The sequence below is a fragment of the Phaeobacter piscinae genome (assembly GCF_002407245.1).
Lineage (GTDB): Bacteria > Pseudomonadota > Alphaproteobacteria > Rhodobacterales > Rhodobacteraceae > Phaeobacter > Phaeobacter piscinae.
On the sequence record NZ_CP010681.1, the window covers coordinates 2215113 to 2238618 of the forward strand.

The following is a 23506-nucleotide window of genomic DNA, read 5'->3' on the forward strand; positions in this document are numbered from 1 at the left end:
TTAAATCAACGAAATTTTCCGGATTGCAAATCCGTGTACACCGGTTCGATTCCGGTACTCGCCTCCAATAAAATCAATGACTTGCGTCATCCTTCCTCTCCTTCACTGCCATTTTGAAACAACCGTTGAAACTTTCACGTTTCGCTCTTGCTTCGTTCCATTTGATTTCTTGCCTCTTGAGCGCGCTTCGCGAGCTCTCTTTGCCGGATCGGCCCACCGTACTTTTTCAGCATCTCAACGCCTGAGTGACCTGTGACAGCCTTGACCATCTCGTCATCACATCCTGCCAGATACAGCTCGATCGTCGCCTTTTTCCTCAGCCCGTGCGTTTTGTAGTAGCTCGCCTTCTCGTGCTTCATCTTCCTTTTGCTGGTACGCATTTCCTCGGCAACGATACGGTAGCTCACTGGTCGACCCTTGCCGTTGCGATCGGACTCCGCCTTGATCCACTCTTTGAGCTCTTGCGGAAGCCGAAGCTGCATTGGTTTACGACTGTTCATGAAACGCCTCCAGGTTGAAACCACAACCCGTTAGTGGCACTTAGCCACTATTGCGTCAATCGAATTTTATGGCACAGTGCCACTATGTCAGAACAAAGTGCTCAAAATCAGGACAAGTTCATCGTGCGGCTGCCCGATGGCCTGCGTGATCGAATACGCCTCGCAGCTGAGGCCAACCATCGCAGCATGAATGCTGAGGTCGTTGCCCTCCTCGAAGAAAACTATCCGGCTCCTGTGCTGGAAAAATTGGATGACCCCGCCGCGCGGTTGCTCTTCTGGCTTGCCAAACGCATCCGCCGGAGAAACCCTCAGCCTGGAACGCCTAGGGACAAACAAGCCGCCCTCTATGAGCGCATTGCGGGCGATATCGCGGAACGTATGAAAGACATCGGCGAATAGCCTTAGTAGGCCACCCACTCATATCCGTGGTTACCTTCGTGATCTTCCCATTCCACGCCAACACCTCGTCGCCAATTTGATGACGAACAGCGCCGTGACGGCAGAACCCATTGCGGGGAAGCCGCTGGTGTCGTGCGTTGCCAGCCAAATTCGCCCTGCGTGCCGTAGGTTCCGAGGCGCATGTTGTAACTCTCAGAACAATCATCGTCGCGCCCGCCTTTGCGATGGCTGTAGTACCGAACATCCCAGACTGGGATCGAGCGCACAAAATCGAATTCCAGACCACTGATGTCGATATCGGCACCGTCTTCGACCACCTGTGCCAGAATGATGTGGCCGAGCGTCTGACCATTTTGGTTGCTGGCTTCCCAGATTTTAGGGACCGGACTTTGCAACGGCGCGCGCTCAGAAACACCCAAAGGGCAGCGCCAGATTTGCAACGGCGGCTCAATCGGCCAGGGCATAATCCTGCGGATAACCGAATTCTACCTGCCGATTGATCCGGCCCATTCAAAGGAAACAGCCCATGTTTGAATACAAGATTGAACAGATTAACACCGCCAAGACAAAGCCGCCAAAGATCGAGGCGCAGCTGACCGCTCTTGGTCAGGATCGTTGGGAGTTGGTCTCTGTGGTGCCGGATTTCGACGGCGAACACATCCTGAAGGCCTTCCTGAAACGTCGCACTGGCGACAGCGCTTAAATCCAGCCAAGGAGGCTACCATGGGCGTCGTCACCTGGATGGTTGAGACCACAGACAACTTTCTGGACGACGCGGCCCAGACAACCTTTGGCAACGTCGCCAGTCAGCTAGGCGGCGTCATCGCCGTGGCCTCTACGCTGGCTGTGATCGGCGTCTTCCTCAACATGGTGTTTCAGTACAAGTCCATGGATGGGCGGACCGCGTTCTGGTTCGCCTTCAAGCTCATGTTGATCTCCCTCTTTGCAATGAACTGGGTCCAATTCAACGCAGTAGCCAGCGCCCTCATCAACGGGCTCGACCAGCTCGCGGGCGGCATGGTGGCAGGGCTTGGCGGCGGCGGTGCAGGTGCGTCCTACTTTGCGGAGGCCTTCGACGATCTCATCGAAGAGTTCGGCGACTACCTGAATGCGGCCGGTGACAACATGCATTGGATGGCCGGTGCCCTCATCGGTGCGATCGGTGCGTTCCTTCTGGGTGTCATCGGCGCGCTCTGCGGGCTTGTTCTGATCTTCGCAAAGATCATGCTGACTTTCATGATTGGCATCGCCCCCATCATGATCGCACTTTCGCTGTTCGACGTCAGCAAGGACTATTTCCACCGTTGGCTGTCCAGCACGGTATCCTACGCGCTCTATCCGCCCTTGAAGGGACAGCCTTGGGAGTGACGCACTGGACAGATAATCGTCGACCAAGTGAGTCGTCAGATATTCGGCCGGGCTCATGGGCGTACCGCACTGCGAAAACGCATGATAGAATTCGGGATCTTTGGGGATTGGATCCGTCCCTTCCCAAAATTTGGGGCCGCCCCGCCAAGCATAGAAATGATAGCGAACACCGGGCACAACCTTGCGCCGGACACGGTGCGCACCCTTGGGAAAGCTACTTCTGGGCACGGCGCGCGCTCCGCTGTGCAACGAGGCTCGGTTGCGAAGTGGCTTCGCGTTCTGCTGCGCTGATGCCTTGAATAGCATCCAGTCGCGCCCGAATGAGTTTTGGGTCATACCACCCGCGCCGCCTGGGCACCGGAGCGATACCCGTCCTACGGCAGAAGTCATAGAAGGACGCGCTCGGCTCACTGTAAGACTAAACGGACGAAGCGGCCCTGTGTCCTTGCAGTACAATTTTCTCGCGGTGCGGTCTTTAGCAGCGGTACCGACAATCATAGAAGCAATTCCGATAGCCGTCGTCCTGAACTGATTGAACGTGGTTCGGACCCGTTCTGAGCCCAAGCGAGAACATCGTCGCACACGCCCATCGTTTCGGCGTCCACCGGATTGAGACCTGCGACCGCCCGTCCATTCACCTTTTTTACCTGGCTTTCAGGCCCATGGTCCAGCTGAGAGTGCAGCTTGTCTGCCGGTTGTCCCGAGATCAGATGAAGCCGGTGTTTCCCGGTCGCATTCCCCAGCCATTCTTCCGGCGCATACCAGGCGGGATGCGGCAAGATATTGTCCTGACGTGAATCCGCGATTTGTGCGCAGCAGATCTCGATCCGTCCGGACTGCGTTTCCAGCCGTGCAACTCGGGGATCCTTGCGAAACGCCTCTAGGGCTCCACTGCTTGGCGTACCCGGGTCAATGTAGTGCCAGCCCTTTTCAGTGAATGTCGCATAGTCCGGCAAGATCACCCCGCAACTGTCTGCCTTCTGCCTGCTCTCCTCATAGAGCCATCGCAGCCAGTCATCAGAACTTCGCCCTTCCGTGAATGACGTATCGACACCGAGTTTGCGGCTAATCCCGGTGAAAATTTCATAGTCGTCACGCGCCTCGGCATGCGGCGGGACGACCTCCTCCATGGAGACGATATATGGATCGCGTGGTGTCATCATCAGATCGCGCCGTTCAAGCTGTGTGGTACAAGGAAGAACAATGTCCGACCGCTTGGCCAGGGCATTCCAGCACCATTCGTGGGCGATGATCGTGTCAGGCTTTTGCCATGCGCGTTCCAGTTTGGTCAGATCCTGATGATGGTGGAACGGATTGCCCCCCGCCCAATAAACTAGTTTGATATTCGGATAGGTGAGCGTCTGACCGTTGAACCGGAATGTGCTGCCAGGGTTCAGCAGCATATCGCTAATCCGGGCGACAGGTATAAAAGTTGTGACTGGGTTTTTCCCTTGCTGGAACGATGCAAATTTTATCGGCTGGCGTTCCATCCCGATGGAATTTGCAGCGCAATACCCAAAGGCAATGCCTGCGCCTGGCAACCCGATCTGACCCAACATGGCAGCCAAGGTCGTCGCCATCCAGAACGGCTGTTCACCATGCTCTTGTCGGGTCAAAGACCAGCTCACCGAAATCAGCGTGCGCGACGTTGCCATGCGCGACGCCAGGTCCTTGATCGTTTGAGCTGGAACATTCGCGATATCAGCCGCCCATGCCGCAGATTTGACGATCCCGTCCACCTGCCCGATCACATATCGGGCAAAGGTTTCAAATCCGGTCGTATAACGGTCGAGAAAGGACCGGTCATGCCAGTTGTTCGACAAAAACTCATGGGCTATTGCCAGCATCAACGCGACATCACTGCCTGGGCGCGCGGCTATCCAATCTGCATTCAGGTCCGCAGCCACGTCACTGCGCATCGGCGAGATATTTACGAAGGACATACCTTTCTTTTTGGCATCGGAAAGGGCAGATCGCGCCCTGTGCGCACCGGTTCCGCCAGAGCTGATCTGGCTGTTGCGCAGGGGCATTCCTCCGAAGGCCACAAGCAACTCGCCGTTTTCAACCACCGACTGCCAGCTTGGCGGGTTATGGATGAAACTCGCTGGATCACCCAGAATGTGAGACAGGATCACCTCGCCTGCTGCCAGCGAGTAGGTGTTCACCGACCTGGTATACCCGCCAATGCAATTCAGAAACCTGTGGAGTTGACTCTGTGCATGGTGAAACCGGCCCGCTCCAGACCAACCGTAGGAGCCGCCATAGATGGCTTCATTCCCGAAGGACGCCTTGACCCGGCTCAATTCATTGGCGACCAGTGTCTCGGCCTCGTCCCATGTAACCTGCACAAAAGGGTCGACACCGCGCTTGTCGGTCGCGCTGCCAGGCCCGTTTTCCAACCAGCTTTTGCGCACCATTGGCGCGTCGATCCGCAATTCATCGTCCAATACACCAATATAACCGTTGGCGATCAGGGAGGGGTTTGGATCCCGCTCAAACGGATGCAGAGCGCGAAGTTTGCCCTCGTTGACCTCGGCACGATAGACACCCCAATGCGCCGCCGTCAGCGGCAGGTTTTCGACAGGTGCCTTATGCGGCATTGAACCGACCAATCATATCGTCCCAAACTGGCACCAGATCCATCAAACCATCCCAAAACGACTGGTCTCGGCGGCGATCAAACGCTTCAAGTGAGATGCCCTGCTGCTCTACCCAAGTGTAGTAGGCAAGGTTGAAGATGCGCTCTCGGTCAAAACGGCCAAGCTCTTGCGTATGATCGATGCCCGCGCCCAGAATATGTTGACCGAATGCCTCTGCCGCCTGCATTTCAGCAAAGTTCCCACCAAAGTGGCGGCCCTCTGCAATAGCCATCTCAGTGTGATACATATCGGCGCCATCGGTCGCGACGGTCAGCACAACGTCATCTGAGCCAAGATCATTGAACTTGGCATATTTGATCGCGCCGATGATATTCGCGATGGACGACAAGCCGAGATCACCAAGCTGCGCAATCTGCTTCTGGTTCAAACCACGGTGCTGTGACAGGTATGAGCGGCCAGCAGACGTGTTGAAGACAAGATTCAGATCATCACAGGCTGTTTCAGATACGCCGATAACAAAATCAGACCCCATCACGTTGTGAATAAGCGGAACATGCTTGTCGCCGATGCCCTGAATATTGTGTTCGCCATATCCGTTATAAAGCAGTGTCGGGCATTCAAGCGCCTCGATCACACCCGTCTGGGTGCCGAGCGCCTTTTTCAGGTGATCCCCTGCCGCCAGCGTTCCGGCCGAGCCCGTCGCAGCCACAAAAGCGCGCGCGGTCTTCGTGCCATCGGCATTTAAGTGATCAAACACCCGCTGCAGAGCCGGGCCGGTCACCGCACGGTGAATGATGTAGTTCCCGTATTCGCCAAACTGGTTCAGGATCAGGTTCCCAGGGTCTTTCGCCAGTTCGTGGCAGGCGTCATAGATTTCCTTGACGTTGCTCTCTGTGCCAGGCGTGCGGTAAATGTCATTCGGGTCCGTCAGCCATCGGTTCAGCCAATCGAACCGCTCCTTGCTCATGCCCTCGGGCAGAACGGCCACCGACCGACAGCCCAGCAGAGTAGCGATCGCGACGCCGCCGCGACAATAGTTACCGGTGGATGGCCAGACAGCCCGGTGCCGAGTGGCGTCAAAAGCACCCGACATCAACCGCGGGATAAGACAACCATAGGCCGCCAGAACCTTGTGCGTATTGATCATCGGAAACCGATTGCCTAAGGCAACAACGATCTTCGCGTTCACACCAGTCAGAGCGTCGGGGAGGACAACATGCTCTGGCACCGGCACCAGGCTGTGGCGGTCTGCCCCGTTATGCCAATGCACGCGGAAGAGATTGCGTGCATCGGGTCCATCGGGGTCCGCATCCGTGATTTCAGCCATCTTTTCAGCAAGATTCGCCTCAGGGTCAGCGAGTTCGGAAATGCGCGGCAGCACAAGCTTAAGGGAGCGCAAGCGTTCTAGATTGCGGTCGTAGCTTTCTTGATGTGTGATTGCAGTTTCCAGCCCTGGAATCATCTCTTACTCTCTTTCTTGTTGGCACAGCCCTCATCAGGTTAACTGCGATTCGAGAGAAAAAACCGCAAACTGTCGTAAAACTACGACGAAATTGATTGTGATTTCAGCAAACACAGCGCATTTTGACATAGCGGTCACATTGGCGGATGTGCGGTCGATTTGCGCGACTTGTTGTCACCACCCGATGAAGCTGAGCGAGAGTGGTGCAGAGAGTTTCGAAACGCGCTTCAGTTCCTGTTGGCATTCCAATTAGAGAAATCCGTGCAGGATTTCGTCGCCGTTTGGCATCATTTGATGTATAATTCAGCGCATTGCCCCCTTATCTTGCCCTCAATCAAGCGTCGGGCAAAATGAAGACAGTTGATGAGAAATTGACAGACCTTCGCCGGTCTTTTCACCGCGACCCAGAGGTAGGTTTTAGCGAGGTGCGCACCAAGGCCAAAGTTGCGCAACAGCTTCGTGCTTTCGGTGTGGAGATGCATGAAGGGATCGGCGTCGTCGGCGTCCTGCGATCGGGTGGTGGAAATCGTACAATCGGCCTGCGAGTCGATATGGACGCGCTTCCGATCTGGAAAAGCAGCTCTCGTGATTATATCTCTAAAAACGATGGCGTGATGCATGCCTGTGGTCACGACGGCCACATGACAATGCTGCTGGGGGCGGCCGAAATACTTGCAAACGAGCCCGACTTCGACAGCAAAGTCGTAATCATTTTTCAACCGAATGAAGAACACGGGTGGGCGCACGCGCCATGATCGACGGCGGGCTTTTGGACCGGTTCCCGCTCGATGAGGTCTACGCCATTCACAGCTTGCCTGGCGCACCTTTGGGTGAGCTTTTTACTCGGGTTGGACAGATCTGCACCAGCGAAAGCCTGTTTGACATAGAGATCAGGGGGCAAGGCGGCCACGCCTCGATGCCGCATGTCGGCGTCGAGGCCATCACAGTCCGTGCCGAAATAGTCCAGGCATTGCAGACCATTGTGTCCCGAAAGCTGGCACCGAGATGCGGGGCCGTTGTCTCGGCCACGGAATTCCTGACGAATGGGCAACGCAATGTTCTGCCGGAGACCGCAAGGCTGAATGGCGATGTACGGACACGCCTGGCACAGGACAGGCAGGACGTCGAATGCTTCATGCGTCAGATAGTCGATGGTATTGCCGCAGCTCATGGCGTGGGTGCCACAGTTGCCTTCAATACCGGATCCATCGAAACCATAGATGCTCCCGGTCCCACTGAGGCAGTGATTCAGGCCTCACGAAACGCGGGCCTCGATACAATTCCTGATCGTCCCCCCATGAGCTGTTCCGAGGATTTCGCCCATTTCTGCGCCGCAGTTCCTGAATGTTTCCTGCTTTTGGGAAACGGAACCGAAAGGCCCTACATCCAACCTCTGCACGCTTCAGACTGCGATTTCAACGACGCGCTTCTCCCTATCGGTGCCGTCTTTTTGGCGCAGCTTGTGAGGGATCGCTTACCAAAAAAAAAGGCCACATGATGCCGTTACTGCCCCCCAAAGCGCATATCGAACACATCGCAGCGAACCCCGGGGAAGGAGACGCCTCATACCGTGTTTTGACACATGAGAGCTTCTTGACCGCGCGTGAGGAAATCGCCGCTTGGGACGGCTACGTACCAACGCCGCTGGTCTCACTTTCCACAATCGCAGCCGAGATTGGCGTTGGCGAAATCCTTTACAAAGATGAAGGCCCGCGCATTGGGCTTGGTAGCTTTAAGGCGTTGGGTGGATCCTATACCGCGCTGCGCGTGCTGCAACGTGAAATATCAAAGCACTTCGACAGGGCTGTCTCCCTTGCTGACGCCATAAACGGGGCATATGCCGAGGACTGCGCAAAGATCACGCTTGTATCTGCGACCGACGGCAACCACGGACGATCACTTGCCTGGGGCTGCAAACGCTTTGGCGTGCCTTGTCGCATCTACATTCATGCGGAGGTAAGCGAGGGCCGCGCCGTCGCCATGCGGGATCTTGGTGCCGATGTTGTCCGGATCGAAGGGAATTACGACGAGTCCGCCCTTCTTCAAAATCCGAGGCTGAAGAGAATGGTTGGTTCGTAGTTTCCGACACCTCCTGGCCCGGCTATTCGTTGCCCCCGCGCGATGTGATGAGTGGCTATGGCGTCATGGTGCAAGAGATCTGCAACGCGCTGGATCAGCCACCGACCCATGTGTTTTTGCAAGGTGGAGTTGGTGATTTAGCAGCGGGCGTGATCGCAGCGCTGCGCCAGTACTGGGGTGGTGCCTCTCCCCGGCCCATCATTGTAGAGCCAGAGTTGGCCGCATGCCTGTTTGAAAGCGCAAAAACCGGCGCGGCCAAAAAAGTAGACATCGCAGAAGAGGCATTGATGGCCGGGCTGTCTTGCGGCGAACCCTCGGGCCTTGCATGGGAAATCCTATCAGAGGAAGCCACCTATTACTTGACGATCCCCGAAGAGATGGTTGCCCCAACAGTACGCCTGCTGGCCAAACCACTTGCCAATGAAGCGGCTGTGCAAGCCGGAGAAAGCGCTGTCGCAGGTCTGGCTGCTTTGATCGCTGCGATGGAAGATCCTTCCCTTGCTGAAAAACTTGGCCTGTCATCAACCTCGCGTGTTCTGTTGATCGGGTCGGAAGGTGTGACAGACGCCGAGATTTTCAGCATGATCATGGAAGGTTTAGAGGCCGCTTAATGCGGGCTCCATACGCAATTGCGAGGGGGTTCAAATGCCAAGATACAAGCCGGGAGACGATGTTGGGCCGCTTGAATTCTGGCCGTTTGATTCCCCGCAAAGTGATTATGTGATCACCCGTGGCGCGCCGGAAACATATGGCCGACTAGATGCCGGAGGCCCTGGGCACACAACCCGCTATGGCATCTGGCGCTGTACCAAGGGCGCATTCGAATGCACCGAGCAAGGCGATGAGTTGATGACGGTCTTGTCCGGCCGATGCCACCTAATTCAAAACGACACGGGCCAAATCATCGAGCTTGGCCCGGGCGACAGCCTATTTATCCATGATGGTAAACGGGTCACCTGGGATGTCAGCGAAGACATCACCAAGGTGTTCTTCGGCCATAAATCGGGCGGTTACTGAGGCAGAATCTCTGTGCCCGGATGCTGAAACAGCTGGCCGAATCCGGTGAGCCTGTCCGGGAGTCCGGCGCGCCGCAGACAGCTCCAGAACTGCGCCTGATTTGACGTGATCACCGGCTTGCCGACAATCTGCTCAATCTCTTCAGCCACTTCCAGTGCGCGGATACCGCCGCAAGACAAAAAGATAGCGTCTGCCTCGGGTTGATCAATCTGAACGGCAAAGTCTCTCCAGAAGGAAGGGGTGACCTGCCCAAACTCGATCCCCGTTGCAAGGTTGAGGCCCTGAATATCGAGGATGTCAAAGCCCTTTCGAACAAGAAACTCTGCTTCGGCAGTATTGATTTCATCCAGATAGGGCGTGCCGACTACCAGTTTTTGTGCACCCACCGCCCGCAATGCATCGACCACACCCGTCACAATGCACATGGGCTGCGCCCAGGGCGCACCTTTGACAATTGCGTCAAACACGGCTTGCTCACCGTTGACGATGGACCCGCTGGTGCAGCCATAACTGACTACCTCAGGCTTCATGTCAGGTTGCAGCCGTGATGCGGCGTCGGCCATATGGTGGATATGTTGGGCGAGGGTTTCGCGCGTGGTATGGTCGTCGGTCTTCAAACGGGTGATGTGGATGCCAACACCCGGAGGCGCCATGTCGAAGAAATCCTGCTCACTCGCAAGATCCGTCGACATCAATATGAACCCAAGCTGCGCCCTGTTGTGGCGCCCGGCATCCAGAACCGGAGCCCAACTCCGGGATTTGACCTCATCGCCCGCTGAAAACACTAAAACCTCTTTCGTATGACCAGTGTCAGACGGCCTCTTTCACCGCGCTGAGGAATTGCTGTGTGCGCTCACGTTTTGGGTTCCCGAACAGCTCTGCCGGCGGTCCCTGTTCTTCGATCTTGCCGCCGTAGAAAAAACAGACGCGATCCGAAATATCGCGGGCAAAGCCCATCTGGTGCGTGACCATCAGCATTGTCAGATTGTGCTCTGAAACGAGCTTGCGAATGACGTTCGTCACCTCGCCGATGACCTCGGGGTCAAGCGCCGACGTCACCTCGTCAAACAGCATCACCTTGGGGCGCATCGCCAGCGCGCGCGCAATCGCGACGCGTTGTTGCTGCCCACCCGAGAGCCGCGAAGGGTGTTGGTCTTTCTTGTCCGCCATGCCCACGAGTTCAAGCAGCTCCTCGCCACGGTCTCGCGCCTCAGCTTTGGACAGACCGAGCACCTGAACCGGACCTTCCATGCAATTCTGGATCGCCGTCATATGCGGGAACAGGTTAAAGTGTTGAAAGCACATCCCGATATCGCTGCGCCGGGCGCGGAGGTGCTTCTCGCTAGCAGGGACAAGCTTGCCATTTTTTTCCATGTGCGTCAGCGGTTTGCCATCCACGTAGATGACGCCGCCGTTGATCTTCTCGAGCGTCATCAACATCCGCAGAACAGTGGTCTTGCCCGACCCTGACGGCCCGATGATTGACACCATTTCACCGGCTGATACATCCAGATCAAGATCATCCAGAACCACCAAAGAACCATAGGCCTTTTGCACTTTTTTGAAGCTGACCATCGGCTGGCCCGCTCTCGTGATTTCAGTTGGGAAACCCGTCAGATCTTCCATTTCTTACATTCCTAGTTTGCGGCGCACGAATCCTTCAAATGCGCGAATAAGGCCAGCGGCGGGCAAAGAGAGCGCCAGAAAGATCACACCAACCATGGTGTAGGCCTCCAAGTAGCGCCAAGTCTCGGAGCCGATTGAATTGGCGGTATGGATCAACTCGGCCACCCCGATTACCGACAGCATTGGCGTGTCCTTGAAGATCCCGACAAGGTAGTTGCCCAGCCCTGGAATCGCGGGCGGGATGGCCTGCGGGATGATCAGCCGCTTGTAGGTCTGGGCGGTGGTCATGTTCAGAGCTGTCGCCGCTTCCCACTGCCCCTTGGGCACACTGTCGAGCCCGCCGCGGTAGACCTCGGACAGGTAGCAGGAGTAGTGCAGACCGATGGCGATCATGCCAGACACCCAAGGACTGAGCGTAATCCCGAACTGGGGACCGACATAAAAGATAAAGAAGATCTGAAGGAGCAGCGGCGTCGAACGAACAAATTCCACGAATTCGCGCACCACAAACGTCAAGAGCCTGCTTGGGCTGCGCTGTGCGAGTGCAAGGACAAGCCCAAGAACCAGCGCAATGGCATAGCCCGAGGCCGCTGCCATCAGCGTGTTGCCTGTCGCCTCGATCAGGCGCGGCAAGATCTCCCAGGTGTAGTCCCAACGCCAGTCGAACTTGGGGAACCATTCGTCTCTGAAAAGCCAGTCCAACACGGGTTATGCCCTCCCCAGTTTGTGGGCCATGAACCCTTCAAGCCAACGCAAGAAAGGGGTCAGCAGGAAGCGGGCCAGAACGTAGTAGATGACCAGCGCCGCACCGAATATCTGTGCCGACTGATAGGTGCTCGCGTTGATCTGCTTGGCCTGAAACATCAGGTCGGTCACGGCAATCAGTGACACAAGCGCAGTGCCTTTCAAGATCTCGATCATCAGGTTGCCCCAGGCGGGCAACATGTTGACCAGCGCTTGTGGCAGAATGATGCGCCACATGCGTCGTGCCCCGCTCATATTGATCGCCGTTGCCGCTTCCCATTGGCCTTTCGGAACCGCCATGATGCCACCGCGAACCAGCTCGGCCCCGTAGGCACCAGCGTTTAAGCCAATAGCAATCCAACCCGCCGTGAACTTCTCAAGCGTGAGGCCAAACAGCGGCAGAACAAAGAAAATCCAATAAAGCTGAACAAGCAGCGAAGTGCCTCGGAAAATCTCAATATAGACAACGGACGAGCCTTTGATCAGCTTGTTCGAGGACATCTTCATCAATCCGAACACAAGCGCCAGTGCGACCGTTAAAACAGCCCCAAGTAGGAACTGTGCAATCGTGATGCCTGTGCCTGACATCAAGAGGGGCCAGTACTGGCCATAGAATTCAATAAGACCCACGAGTTCGCTCCGAACAGGAATGTTCAAGAAAAGTGGCAGACCAGGTTGATCTGCCACTCAAGTTCACGCTGAGGCGCGCTCACCGGTTGGCGCAGGCCCATTCTGCTGTGACGTCACCCGGAAGGTGCACTTCAGAATAATCATGCTCGCCAACAACGGCCATCATCTCGTCGCTTCCCATGTAGTCTTTGAGGGCAGCGTTGAAGGTTTCGACAAACTCTTTGTCTTCGTGACGAAAGCCGATCGCAGCGTAGTTCTTGCTCCACTCTTCCATCTGCGAAGAATCGGCGAGCTCGATTTCAGCGTGGTCAGCGGCGAGATGCTGTGCTTCGAAGTCTGTCAGGATCGCAGCAGCTGCGCGGCCTGCCTTAAGGGCGGCAACCATTTCTGTCGGGCCGGGCACCTGCATGATATTGGCATCTGCAATGCCGAGGTTCTTGGCAGCTTCCACCGTGTTGTAGCCGGCGCCGGTCACCATGATGTGGCTGCCTTCCAGCACGTCCGTATAGTTATTGATGTTTTCCGGGTTGCCTGCAGCAACCAGGATCCCATCGCCTGACTTTGCAACAGGCTCCGAGAAGGTGACGTTTTCACAACGCGAGCCCAAGACATACATGCCACCGGTGATCAGGTCGAAGCGTTCGGCCTTCAAGCCCGGGATCAATCCGCCCCAGTCTGTCACGACAGCCTCGATGTTGGTCAGGCCCATCGATGCGAGCGTCTGGATCGCAATGTCGTTTGTGAAGCCGTCTGCGTCGCCGTTCTCATTGGGATAGCCCCAAAGCGGAATGTTGGCGAAACCGACGCGGATTGTTTCACCGGCGTCGATACGGTCCTGCAAAGGACCTGCGAACACGGTTGTTGCCGATGTGGCGATTGCGATACCCGCAGTGAGTAGCATTTTGGTGAATTTCATGAGTTAGCATCCTCCTTGTTAGATGACGTTGGGGGAATGCGCGGTTGGTATTCGAGGTCTCTCGGAGGGTTAACTGACTGCAGGAGGCAACGAACGCCCCTCGGACGTACAAATCGGCGCATGATTTGGTTCTTCAGTGCTCTCCCCCAAGTCGACAGCCTTGAGACTATAGCCAAAATGAGATCATTTTCGTCTAATCTCCCCAAATCGGAATTAAATTGATTGTATTCTTCGAACTTGGTGATTTAGATCAGATCATGGATGACAAAGATTTAGAGATTCTCAGACTGGTTCAAAACGACGCGCGTCTGACGGCAGAAGCGATTGGGTGTGAAATTGGACTGTCACCGCCGGCTGTTCAGAAGCGCCTCAAAAAGCTGCGAGAAACCGGCATAATCGAGCGCGAAATAGCAGTGCTATCCCCGGTCGCATTGGGCCGGGGTATGACCGTGATTGTTCAGGTCATGCTAGAGCGAGAAAGCCGCCGGCACTTGGATGAATTCAAGCGCCGCATGCGCAGCGCACCAGCCGTCCAGCAGTGCTATTATGCGACTGGCGAGGCCGATTTCATCCTGGTCGTGATCGTGCAGGATATCGCCGAGTACGAGCAATTCACCCAAGAATATTTTTTCGATTCATCCAACGTCAGCAAATTCACGTCTTCAATCGTGATGGATCGCGTCAAGGTGTCGTTGGATATCATCTAGTCCAGCAGCGCGCGCCTAGCGTACCAGTATCAGCTCCGGCGCTGCGCGCGTTGTAAGCAGCTTAGCCTCGCCATTGGACACGACGATGTTCTCTTCATGCACCATCATCAGTCCTTCGCCATAGCTCAGCGATGGTTCGAGTGTCAGAACCATGTTCTCTTTGAGTTCGGTCTCATCAAATGCCGCGTGCGAGGGCTGTTCGGTCAACTGCATTCCTAAGCCATGGCCAAGCCGCCCGATATCGCCACCAGAGCTGTCCATCTCGGCGATGACTTTCGACATCGCAAGAAACAGATCACGGCAGGTGTTGCCTGGCCTTGCCGCATCGATCCCAGACTGAGTTGCCCGCCACAACACGTCATACGCGCGTTTGGCATCATCATGAACATCGCCAATGGCCCAGTTGCGATCAAAGTCGCAAAAATAGCCGTCCCAGGTGCACCCCGTATCCAACATCAAAACATCACCCTTCTGAAGCGGCCGCCGCGAGGGTGGTGAAATCACATCGGCATAGCCACCCTGATCGGCTGCGCCCACCACATAGGGTGCATCATCCGCGCCAGACCCTATCGCCGCCAACCTGAATTGCCGGAAAACTTCTTCAAGCGGCATCCCCTCGCCAACCAGATCCGGTACTTTGCTAAAAGCTGCGGATCCGATTGCGCAGATATGGGACAGCTTTTTGATCTCGGCAGGGGATTTGACCATCCGCAGGCCCTGAACCAGCTTGGTCACATCCGCAAACTTGATCCCGCCCAACCGCGCAACAAGACGTTCCCAATCGCCCAGCGGCATCTGCAACTTGGTCTCATGACCCTTCATCACGCCGACCCTTGCACCCACTTTTGCTAAGGGCGCCAGAAGCTCTGTCAGAAGGCTGATACCATCGTCCTCGGGTGCCGGTGCGCTCCATGTGCGGATGTCGTCGATCCAGCTGCGACGCATCAGTTCGGCGCCGATCTCAGGGATGACCGCGACCGGCTTGCCGCTCGCCGGCACGAAGACGAACCATGGCCGAGTCGGGCTTTGCCAGAACAGGGTGTGAAAGCCGGTGAAATACCGGACGTCCTGCTCGCTCATCAGCAACAATCCGGCCAAGCCATCGCGCGCCATCAGCCGCTGTGCTCTTGCCGTGCGTGCCTCGAATTCCGTATTCTGAAATCCCCGCTCGGGGGCTGCGTCGGCGAGTGACATTGCTTTGTTCCTTTATCGGCGGGTCACGATGGCATGGGCCGAGAACTCGGCCATTTCTCCTCGCCAGACCTGCCGCCCAAAACAGAACGGCACGCCATTTGCATCGCGGATGACCTGTTCCAGTTCGATCACGGTATGGCTGGCGGAAATTCCCAGAAGCTGTGCCTCTTGCTCCTGAACGCCGCGCATTCGGATCACGATGTCGCCGGTGGCGGCAGAGGTCTGGTACTGTGTTTCGAGTATCTGCGTCGTCGACTGCCGCAGATCATGGCGCAGGAAATCGGGGAATCGATCCGCGACGAGGGACTCGGTCTCGATAAAAATTGGGTGATCACCGGTATGAAACAGCCGCGTATAGGCTGTAACGCGACACCCTTCGGGCTGCCCAAGACGTGCGGCCAGTTTGCCGTCCATCGCGGTCTCGACCGTGTCGATCACCTCGATTTGAAGGTCGATGTTACTGGCCTGCGCGTTGCTGACGAAGCTGACCATGTTGCTTACATTGTAGCTCAGTCGCTGGGGTGAAACAAACCGCCCGCGACGGTCCGAGCTGTAGACCACCCCTTCGGTTTCCAGCGCCTCAAGCGCCCTGCGCCCGGTCATGCGGCTCACACTGTATTGTTCGGACAGGCTGCGCTCTGATGGAAGAATATCGTGCTCTTTCAATTCCTTCCGCGCAATCTGACCGCGAATATCGTCTGCGATTTGCAGAAACCGCGGCCGGGCAATCGCTGCATCTGTTTCGATATCGCTGTCATGCCCGCTTAACATTTCCCGCGCTCCAGAATTACAAAATTGCGCACAGAGTATTTGGTATATACCAGTCAGCGCAAGCGATTGTTTGATATTGACAGGTCCCGTTGCGCCGATGTAGTTACAAAAATTATAACTGGTATATACCAGATTGCGGGAGAAAGCAAATGAACCTTTTGACCCGAGACCGAAAAAACAACTTCTGGCGCGATGGCCGCGGAAAGCCGGGCAGATGTGAGACGTCCGGCGAGACCCTCACTGGTCACCCCTGTTTCGATCGTCAGCCCCGCCTCACCGCTGATATGGGCTAGGCCCCATCCCGCAGGAGAGATCAGTCATGATACAGAACGACCACGTCGAAACGCTTGATTTCACGACAGACGGTGGCTTGGGAACGCGTGCGCGCTTTGGCCTTGTCGTGTTGCAGACAGATCAAACGATTGAGCATGAATTTGCCCGCATTTTTTCAAAACAGGACGATGTGGCCCCCTATGCCGCGCGCATACCCAATACGATGGACGTATCGCCCGAGACGCTCCGCCAGATGGCGGCGGACCTTCCGCATGCGGCCGCGCTTTTGCCAGAACGCTTTGGCTTCGACGTGATCGGTTATGCCTGCACCTCTGGCGCCACAATGATCGGCGAGGACCGCGTCGACACCCTGATCCGCGGCGTTCATCCCGCTGCCAAAACGACCAACCCGATCACCGCCTGCAAGGCCGCAATGGCCGCGCTTGGGCTGAACCGGATCGCGCTGGTTACGCCTTATCCGGTCGATGTGACCCTGGCGATGCAGGCCAACCTTAGGGAGGCCGGATACGACACAACCGCCGTGGCCACATTCGATCAGTCCGATGATTTCACCGTCGCGAGGATCAGTGCAGACAGCATCCTCAAGGCCGTGCGTCATATCGGTAACCGCAGAGATTGCGACGGGGTATTCGTTTCTTGCACAAGCCTGCGCGCCCTTGAGGTCATTCCATTGGCCGAGGCCGCAATCCGCAAACCGGTCATCGCCTCCAATCAAGCACTCGCGTGGCACATGATGCGTCTTGCGGGGCTAAATGACGCTCCGGAGAACTGTGGGCGGCTCTTTCAGGCATCACTCAGATAGACAGGATCTACCATGGCAAACCCCCTCCCCACCCACGCCCAAGTTGTTATCATTGGCGGCGGCATTCATGGCTGTTCCGTGGCCTATCACCTGGCTAAGGCGGGTTGGAAAGACGTCATTCTTCTGGAACGCAAGACGCTGACCAGCGGCACGACATGGCACGCCGCAGGCCTTGTTGGACAACTCCAGGGAAGCCACGCGACAACGGCTTTCGCCAGCTACGGGGTCGAACTGCTTCAGGAAATCGAAGCCGAGACCGGCCAGAACCCGGGTTTCCGGCAATCGGGCTCGATCTCCATCGCCGTGAACGAGGAACGGCTGGCCGAACTCAAGCGCAAGGCGGATTTTGCTTCCCTCTTCGGAATCGAAGCGCACTACATGAACACCGCCGAAATCGCTGAACGCTGGCCACTGATGAATGCCGAGGGCGTGTTGGGCGGCATCCACATGCCTTCCGACGGGTCTGCCAACCCCATAGACCTGACCCAGGCGTTGGCCAAGGGCGCGCGAATGCATGGCGCCACGATCCGGGAACGGATCAAGGTAGATGAGGTACTGACTGAAGGTGGAAACGTCACCGGCGTGCGCACCGATGAGGGCACGATCACCGCCGATTTCGTGGTGAACTGCAGCGGCATGTGGGCGCGGGAGTTGGGCCGCCAAGACGGGGTCGGCGTGCCACTTCACGCTTGCGAACACTATTACCTCGTGACCGAACCCATCCCCGACCTGCCCTCCGATCTGCCCGTTCTGCGGTCCTACTGCGATGGCACCTACTGGAAGGAAGATGCGGGTAAGCTGCTCTTTGGTTTTGCGCATTTCCACGCAAAGGCCTGGGCGAAGGATGGCATTCCCGACAGCTTTGAATTCGACAGCCTGCCGTTTGTTGACGATGATGTGATGGAAGTGCTCGAACTGGCCCTGAACCGTGTGCCGATCCTTCAGGAAACCGGAATCCGCACCTTTTTCAATGGCCCGGAGAGCTATTCCCACGACGGGCGCTTTACGCTGGGCGAAGCCCCTGATCTCAAGGGGTATTACGTGCTGGCCGGAGTCAATTCCACCGGCATCCAGTCTGGCCCCGGCGCGGGCAAGGCGCTCGCTGATTGGATCATGGCTGGCCACCCGACCATGGACCTTGCAGAGATGGACCCCGCCCGCATCGAAGAATGGCAGGCGCGCGATCCCTATTTGCGTGAACGCTGCGCGGAAACGCTGGTCCTGACCTATGCAATGCACTGGCCGGGCCGTCAGCGTGAAACCGCCCGCGGTCTCCGCCGCACGCCGTTCTATCACGCGATGAAGGCGAAGGGCGCCGTCTATTCCGAGGCGCAAGGCTGGGAACGCCCCGGCTGGTTCGCGCCAGAGGGGGTTACGCCGGAATATGATTATTCCTTCCATCGCCCCAGCTGGTTCGATCATGCGCAGGCCGAACAGAAAGCCGCCCGGACAGGCGTGGCGATGATCGACTATTCCATGCTGGGAAAATTGATGGTCGAGGGCCCCCATGCCATGCGATTCTTGCAACGCATATGCACCAATGACATCAACATGCCGGTAGGCCGCGTCGCCTATACGCTGATGCTAAACGAACGCGGCGGCATTGAAAGCGATGTAACCGTGGCGCGCCATGGGGTGGATAGTTTCATGTTGATGTCGTCGATCTCGCATACTCGCCGCGACCGCGATCACCTGAAACGCCACATTGCCGACGGTGAAGATGTGCGCCTGCGTGACGCGACGACCGCCCATGCGGTGCTGTCCGTTGCGGGACCCAAATCACGCGATCTGCTGGCGGCGGTCTGCGATGCAGATCTGTCAAACGAGGCTTTCCCGTTCAACAGCCTTCAGCATTTTCACATCGGACATGCCCCCGTATTTGCGCAACGCCTGTCCTACACCGGTGAATTGGGTTGGGAGATTTTTATCACTCCCGATTTTGCCGAGCATGTTTTTGAGGTCCTGTGGGCGGCAGGAGAACCCATGGGCCTTCGATTGGTTGGCGGTGAGGCGCTGAACGCGCTGAGGATCGAAAAGGGCTTCCTGCACTGGGGTCACGACATGTCCTACACCGAAGCGCCCCATCAGGTCGGGCTGGGTTTTGTTTGCAAGCCCGACAAGGCCCCCCCCTTCATCGGGCGCGATGCCTTTGTCGCGCGCAAGGCAGCGGGCGAAGGCCCGTTCCTATGTCACATTAAGCTGAAAGAGGCGGGTCCCCTGTTGCATCACAACGAACCTGTCTTGGAGGATGGTCAGGTGGTCGGCTACGTCGCAAGCGGCGGATATGCCTACCAGCAAGGAGCCGCGATTGGGACGTGCTTCATCAACGCTGACAACAGCGCGTCAATCTCGAACGGGACTTATGCAGTCGTCGTGGAAGGGCAAGTCGTATCGGCTACCCTCAGTCGCCAGCCCCTTTCGCGCCCTCAGACTGGAAGTTGAAATCTGCCTACATGCTCCAATCACATCCCCTCCCAATTCGGGCCAGAGCGGATGTGAAACCACCATATGTCTGAGTTGTATGGCCGGGCTTTCCAACCGGCAATACAGACAAGAGTTGCACTTATAGCATGCGGGCATTTTATTTGGGCAACATTTGCACCAGCTCAACCCATGTCTTTTTGGGTCGGGTGCTTACCCCGCAGCCACGACGAGTGGCCCACATCTTTTTGGGAAGCTGCAGTCGTTTCTGGCCAATGTTCCGCCGTTAACTCCAGGCTTGGTGTTTTGGGGGGATTACGGGAAGTTGGATTATTCGCATGATAGGCCCTCGATCCTCCCTCCATAACCAGCCACCAGCACCGCGTTGACGCCCAGAGAGCCGAGAGAATAGCATCGTGCAGGATGGCCGCCGTTCGAAAGGTGCGGGACATATCGTTCCCAATTGGTGGACCACATTCAGGGGAGCAACTCGAGGCCCGTCGCAGCTTGCAAGTAAATGGTTTGCGATGACTTCCAATCCAGTTCGGACAATAGAACAGCCGAAGCGAGCTCATATACTGTCAAGCGATCTGAAAACTCGACATCTGTTTCTCGCGGCGGTGTGCATGAACGACCGTTCCTTCCGATGCAAAGCGACATCACATCTTTTGCACATGCAGTACTATTGATGCTGCAAGCGCGTGCAGCAAGAATTTCAAGTTCACAGCCTGGGCTCTCACCGGCCAAATGCAGATGCGGCAACGTTGCCGCTGAACTGACCTGTGAAGCCGACTTTCCCTAACCAGATAGAATTCCAGAGTCAGCACGGTGCCGATGATTGGGTCGGGGGAGGATAGGATAGAAGGCAAACTATGCCCAGAGACCAGCTTCCCGCGGTCACCCCGAAACGCAGAGCCTTGAACAAGGGACGTATCATCGGCCAGAAACGCCCGCTCCTGCCGAACCAGGTTTGGGCAATCCGTACGCGGCTTGAGCTCGCAGAGAACCTGCGCGATGTCGCGCTATTCAACGTCGCCATCGACAGTAAGTTGCGCGGTGCATCAACGGGAATAATGTATCGCGATGCGGACGCGGTTGTAGACGTGGGAACAAATCTCAACATTGGTATGGACTTAGTTGAATAGCGGAAGGTCTCAACCCACGAAAAAGTCGACCAATTTCACCAGCTCACGCTCTCTACTTCAATGCTGTTTGGTGCTTGTCCGTCCAATTGAGTGTCTCAACTCGAACCAAATGAGACAGTTTTTCCGGTGCGACACGTCGCCTTAGGAAAACGCTACACAACCTATAAAAACTCTATCAGCCTTTTCTTCGACAAGGAGGAGAGGAACACTACAGCCAGAAAAAGATACCTTGGCGTGGATGTGTGAAAAGATGGTGACCAGCCGTCGTTTCGAAAACGCTATCGAGAAAATCTACATGGAAGGCAAGTCACCGGTTTTCAATAGGGCGGACGGGCCGATCCCCGGTGAGATGCATCTATCAGACGGACAGGAACCGGTGGCGGTTTGTGTTTGTGCCCATCTGAATCCCGAAGATATCGTGACCGCGACGCATCGCCCGCATCATCAGGCCATTGCCAAAGGTGTGGACATGAAGAAGATTGCCACCGATATTTTCGGCGAGGCGGCGGGCCTGTCCGGCGGGCGCGGTGGCCATATGCATATCTTCGACGCCGATGTGAACTTTGCCTGTTCGGGGATTATCGCTGAAGGCATGATACCTACGGCCGGGACGGCGCTGTCGCGTCAAATTCAGGGCAAACCGGGTGTTGCAGTGTCTGTCATCGGTGAAGGTGCCGCCAATTAGGGCGCCTTTCACGAGGCGACGAATCTCGCTGCCGTCTGGAAGCTGCCAATGATCGTTGTCGTCGAGGACAATGCCTGGGGCATTTCCGTGTCGAAAGAGGCCTCGACCACGATACAGCGCAACTCGGACCGGGCGGCGGCATACGGTATTCCCGGCCACTACACTCCAGGCAACGATCCAATGAAGATCTACGAGGTTGCCGGTGAAGCGATCGCGAGGGCGCGTCGCGGCGAAGGTCCGCCACAGATCGAGGTCGAGACTTATCGTCCGGCCGGACATTTTATGGGCGATGCCGAAGGTTACCGCCCGGACGGTGAAAAAGACGGGCTGTTCGAGAAGGACCCGATCCCGGCAATGCGCGCCAAGCTCCTGGCTGACGGCAACTTTACCGAAGCGGAACTGGATGCATTGGAAGCAAAAGCACAGACCGCTGTGGACGAAGCAATGAGTTTTGCCCGCGAAAGCGCCGATCCGGAACCTGAAGACGCACTGACAGCCGTGTTCGCCTGATAGGCCAAGGGGCTGATGACAGCGGCGCTGCGCGACCCCAATCCGGTGATTTATATGTATTACAAGGGGCTGCAGGGTATGGGCTGGCTTGGCACCGAAGCGGGCGCCCTCACCCATGTGCCGGAAGAAAGCTATGAGGCCGAAATCGGCAAAGCCGCGATTGCCCGCGAAGGGCGCGCCGTGACCATCGTGTCGATTGCCCACGGTGCGCATCACGGGTTGAAAGCGGCCGACAAGCTGGCCGCGCAGGGGATCAGCGCTGAGGTGGTTGATCTTCGTTCTCTCGTGCCGCTAGACCGCGACACGATCCGCGCCAGCATCGCCGACCGGTCGGTTGATCGTGGTAGACGAGAATAATCACAGCTACGGATTCTCAGGCGAAATCATCGCGATCGTGACCGAAAGCAACCTGGCCGACCTGAAGGCACCGCCCAAGCGTATCGCCTATCCGGATGTGCCGATCCCTTTGCCCGCGTTCCGGAACAGCACTGCCTGCCCTATGCCGACAAGATCGTCGCCGCCGCGCGTGAGATCTGTGGAGCGCCGGTACGGGCCTGACCTCGGACAAACCCCAAAGGCGTTCCCGTGCTGAGATCTTAAACGCGCCCCCGTCATCTACCGTCCTTGCAAGCCAACCTGTCCATGAGTTTGTTTTTGCAACTGGCCGTCACACACGCTCACGCCGCAACAGTCACCTGGGAACCTCAATGCCGGGAGCCTAAACCGAGTTGGGCGCCTGAACCGGCTCCCAGTAGTGCGGACCGCAGTCGTTGTCTTCGAGGAACCTGTAGCGCGCCGCCCGGCGGTCCTCATTCAGTTGGATATCTGGCGCGGAGCGGTCGTCAAAACGGTAAGGCAATACCGCGCGCAGCTCCTCGGTGTGCTCAAACACAGTTCGCACCACCCAAGGACGCGTATACATCGCCTCTCGTGTCGCCTCCTTCGGGCGCTGAAATCCTTTGGATGATGGAAACACGATCTCTCCTTCCACAGGGATCCCGAGGGACCTCAAAAAGTCGCGGTAGTCATCCTTTAGGCGTTCGACCCGGATGATGTGATCTGCGACGCAGACACCATTTAGCGAATAGACGTCAAAATCCTGCGGCCAGCGGTGATCGCTGACGAACCTTTTGAACCGGGGTACTACCGGACGCTCTGGGCGTCGATTGCCCTTCCAGAAAAACGAGGAAATTGCTTTCTCCCAGGGATTTCGCTCGGTGCAGACCACATCGTAATCCACGATATCCTCACCGTAGATGCGCAGCGCATCACAATATCTGGAGTGGTTTTGAAGTTCGATGATGTTGCCGGAGTTGACATTCACAAATCGCGGATTTTCGACCCGCGCGACGCAATCCACCCGCTGGGTTTCCTCACGCGGGCGCAATTTAGTTATCATATCCTGCGGGCCGCAATATCTGCTGATCGCGAGTTCGATTGAGCTGCCAGCAGTCTTCCCCGGCTTCACGTAAACAAAGTTATGTTTGTGGCTTACAATCATTTGAACGCACTCAGAAGGTAGGGTATCTTTCGCTTATGGCATGCGGGGTTACCTCGGGCAATGATCACAGGCAGGTCGATAACCGGCCCAAGAGGTTGATAAGGCAGGTATGAATAGGCACGAACGGCACCAGCG

21 protein-coding genes and 4 pseudogenes are annotated in these 23506 nt (G+C 56.7%); 13 read left to right on the forward strand and 12 right to left on the reverse strand.

What is annotated here, in order from left to right; all coding sequences use genetic code 11:
* Positions 1-134: 134 nt before the first annotated feature.
* Positions 135-500 carry a tyrosine-type recombinase/integrase gene (locus phaeop14_RS10430; protein WP_244905754.1) on the reverse strand — a complete coding sequence of 122 codons (366 nt, stop codon included), beginning with the start codon at positions 498-500 and terminating at the stop codon, positions 135-137.
* Positions 501-584: 84 nt separating this feature from the next.
* Between phaeop14_RS10430 and phaeop14_RS10435 the strand changes: the two genes are divergently transcribed.
* Entirely contained in the window at positions 585-899 is a 315-nt protein-coding gene (locus phaeop14_RS10435) for an Arc family DNA-binding protein (protein ID WP_096789489.1), read from the forward strand.
* Positions 900-901: 2 nt separating this feature from the next.
* Here phaeop14_RS10435 and phaeop14_RS10440 read toward each other — a convergent pair whose 3' ends face one another.
* Positions 902-1363 (reverse strand): hypothetical protein, encoded by a 462-nt coding sequence (locus tag phaeop14_RS10440; RefSeq protein WP_244905755.1) that lies wholly within the window; start codon positions 1361-1363, stop codon positions 902-904.
* Between the two features lie 62 nt (positions 1364-1425).
* Here phaeop14_RS10440 and phaeop14_RS19630 point away from each other — a divergent pair, with 62 nt between their 5' ends.
* Positions 1426-1602, forward strand: a complete 177-nt coding sequence (locus phaeop14_RS19630) for a DUF4177 domain-containing protein (RefSeq protein WP_145957401.1) — start codon at positions 1426-1428, stop codon at positions 1600-1602.
* Positions 1603-1622: 20 nt separating this feature from the next.
* Positions 1623-2267, forward strand: coding sequence for a TrbL/VirB6 family protein (locus phaeop14_RS10445; RefSeq protein ID WP_244905756.1), 645 nt, complete (start codon positions 1623-1625; stop codon positions 2265-2267).
* A 494-nt stretch (positions 2268-2761) separates the two neighbouring features.
* On the opposite strand, the gene phaeop14_RS10455 is transcribed toward phaeop14_RS10445, so the two are convergent.
* Together phaeop14_RS10455 and phaeop14_RS10460 are read right to left on the reverse strand one after the other, a co-directional pair.
* Positions 2762-4867: a molybdopterin-dependent oxidoreductase gene (locus phaeop14_RS10455; RefSeq protein ID WP_096789490.1), complete on the reverse strand. Its 2106-nt coding sequence runs from the start codon at positions 4865-4867 to the stop codon at positions 2762-2764.
* Entirely contained in the window at positions 4857-6329 is a 1473-nt protein-coding gene (locus phaeop14_RS10460; protein ID WP_096789491.1) for a pyridoxal-phosphate dependent enzyme, read from the reverse strand. The genes phaeop14_RS10455 and phaeop14_RS10460 overlap by 11 nt, the downstream gene beginning before the upstream one ends.
* Positions 6330-6679: 350 nt before the next feature.
* Between phaeop14_RS10460 and phaeop14_RS10465 the strand changes: the two are divergent.
* The 4 genes and pseudogenes from phaeop14_RS10465 to phaeop14_RS10475 all read left to right on the forward strand — a co-directional run bounded on the left by phaeop14_RS10465 (position 6680) and on the right by phaeop14_RS10475 (position 9425).
* Positions 6680-7827, forward strand: a pseudogene (locus phaeop14_RS10465) (amidohydrolase).
* Positions 7828-7922: 95 nt separating this feature from the next.
* On the forward strand, positions 7923-8408 hold the full coding sequence (locus phaeop14_RS19985) for a pyridoxal-phosphate dependent enzyme (RefSeq protein ID WP_275541815.1): 486 nt from the start codon (positions 7923-7925) through the stop codon (positions 8406-8408).
* 29 nt (positions 8409-8437) lie between these two features.
* Positions 8438-9019, forward strand: coding sequence for a pyridoxal-phosphate dependent enzyme (locus phaeop14_RS19990; RefSeq protein ID WP_275541816.1), 582 nt, complete (start codon positions 8438-8440; stop codon positions 9017-9019).
* A 34-nt stretch (positions 9020-9053) separates the two neighbouring features.
* Positions 9054-9425 (forward strand): cupin domain-containing protein, encoded by a 372-nt coding sequence (locus tag phaeop14_RS10475; RefSeq protein WP_096789492.1) that lies wholly within the window; start codon positions 9054-9056, stop codon positions 9423-9425.
* Here the strand turns inward: phaeop14_RS10475 and phaeop14_RS10480 are convergent.
* From phaeop14_RS10480 to phaeop14_RS10500, 5 genes are all read right to left on the reverse strand, one after another.
* Entirely contained in the window at positions 9419-10117 is a 699-nt protein-coding gene (locus phaeop14_RS10480; protein WP_244905757.1) for a maleate cis-trans isomerase family protein, read from the reverse strand. The two genes, phaeop14_RS10475 and phaeop14_RS10480, sit on opposite strands and share 7 nt — an antisense overlap.
* A gap of 118 nt (positions 10118-10235) precedes the next feature.
* Positions 10236-11051 carry an ectoine/hydroxyectoine ABC transporter ATP-binding protein EhuA gene (gene ehuA / locus phaeop14_RS10485; RefSeq protein ID WP_040170335.1) on the reverse strand — a complete coding sequence of 272 codons (816 nt, stop codon included), beginning with the start codon at positions 11049-11051 and terminating at the stop codon, positions 10236-10238.
* 3 nt (positions 11052-11054) lie between these two features.
* Positions 11055-11756, reverse strand: coding sequence for an ectoine/hydroxyectoine ABC transporter permease subunit EhuD (gene ehuD, locus phaeop14_RS10490; RefSeq protein ID WP_241770541.1), 702 nt, complete (start codon positions 11754-11756; stop codon positions 11055-11057).
* A 3-nt stretch (positions 11757-11759) separates the two neighbouring features.
* Entirely contained in the window at positions 11760-12482 is a 723-nt protein-coding gene (gene ehuC / locus phaeop14_RS10495) for an ectoine/hydroxyectoine ABC transporter permease subunit EhuC (protein WP_241770540.1), read from the reverse strand.
* 22 nt (positions 12483-12504) lie between these two features.
* Complete coding sequence (locus tag phaeop14_RS10500) at positions 12505-13341, reverse strand: transporter substrate-binding domain-containing protein (RefSeq protein ID WP_040170331.1); 837 nt, start codon at positions 13339-13341, stop codon at positions 12505-12507.
* 257 nt (positions 13342-13598) lie between these two features.
* Between phaeop14_RS10500 and phaeop14_RS10505 the strand changes: the two genes are divergently transcribed.
* Positions 13599-14048 carry an Lrp/AsnC family transcriptional regulator gene (locus phaeop14_RS10505; protein ID WP_040180315.1) on the forward strand — a complete coding sequence of 150 codons (450 nt, stop codon included), beginning with the start codon at positions 13599-13601 and terminating at the stop codon, positions 14046-14048.
* 15 nt (positions 14049-14063) lie between these two features.
* On the opposite strand, the gene phaeop14_RS10510 is transcribed toward phaeop14_RS10505, so the two are convergent.
* Positions 14064-15242: a M24 family metallopeptidase gene (locus phaeop14_RS10510; RefSeq protein WP_096789494.1), complete on the reverse strand. Its 1179-nt coding sequence runs from the start codon at positions 15240-15242 to the stop codon at positions 14064-14066.
* Between the two features lie 12 nt (positions 15243-15254).
* On the reverse strand, positions 15255-16013 hold the full coding sequence (locus phaeop14_RS10515) for a GntR family transcriptional regulator (RefSeq protein WP_052465661.1): 759 nt from the start codon (positions 16011-16013) through the stop codon (positions 15255-15257).
* 319 nt (positions 16014-16332) lie between these two features.
* Between phaeop14_RS10515 and phaeop14_RS10520 the strand changes: the two genes are divergently transcribed.
* The 5 genes and pseudogenes from phaeop14_RS10520 to phaeop14_RS10540 all read left to right on the forward strand — a co-directional run bounded on the left by phaeop14_RS10520 (position 16333) and on the right by phaeop14_RS10540 (position 22462).
* Complete coding sequence (locus phaeop14_RS10520) at positions 16333-17109, forward strand: maleate cis-trans isomerase family protein (RefSeq protein WP_040170326.1); 777 nt, start codon at positions 16333-16335, stop codon at positions 17107-17109.
* Positions 17110-17121: 12 nt separating this feature from the next.
* The gene (locus phaeop14_RS10525) at positions 17122-19551 is read left to right on the forward strand and encodes a GcvT family protein (protein ID WP_096789495.1); all 2430 of its coding nucleotides are present in this window, start codon (positions 17122-17124) and stop codon (positions 19549-19551) included.
* A gap of 851 nt (positions 19552-20402) precedes the next feature.
* Positions 20403-20588, forward strand: a pseudogene (locus phaeop14_RS10530) (integrase); the annotation flags it as partial.
* A 436-nt stretch (positions 20589-21024) separates the two neighbouring features.
* A pseudogene (locus phaeop14_RS10535) lies at positions 21025-21870 on the forward strand (thiamine pyrophosphate-dependent dehydrogenase E1 component subunit alpha).
* Between the two features lie 78 nt (positions 21871-21948).
* Positions 21949-22462: pseudogene (locus phaeop14_RS10540) on the forward strand (transketolase C-terminal domain-containing protein).
* 126 nt (positions 22463-22588) lie between these two features.
* Here phaeop14_RS10540 and phaeop14_RS10545 read toward each other — a convergent pair.
* The gene (locus tag phaeop14_RS10545; protein ID WP_244905758.1) at positions 22589-23269 is read right to left on the reverse strand and encodes a hypothetical protein; all 681 of its coding nucleotides are present in this window, start codon (positions 23267-23269) and stop codon (positions 22589-22591) included.
* Positions 23270-23506: the final 237 nt, after the last annotated feature.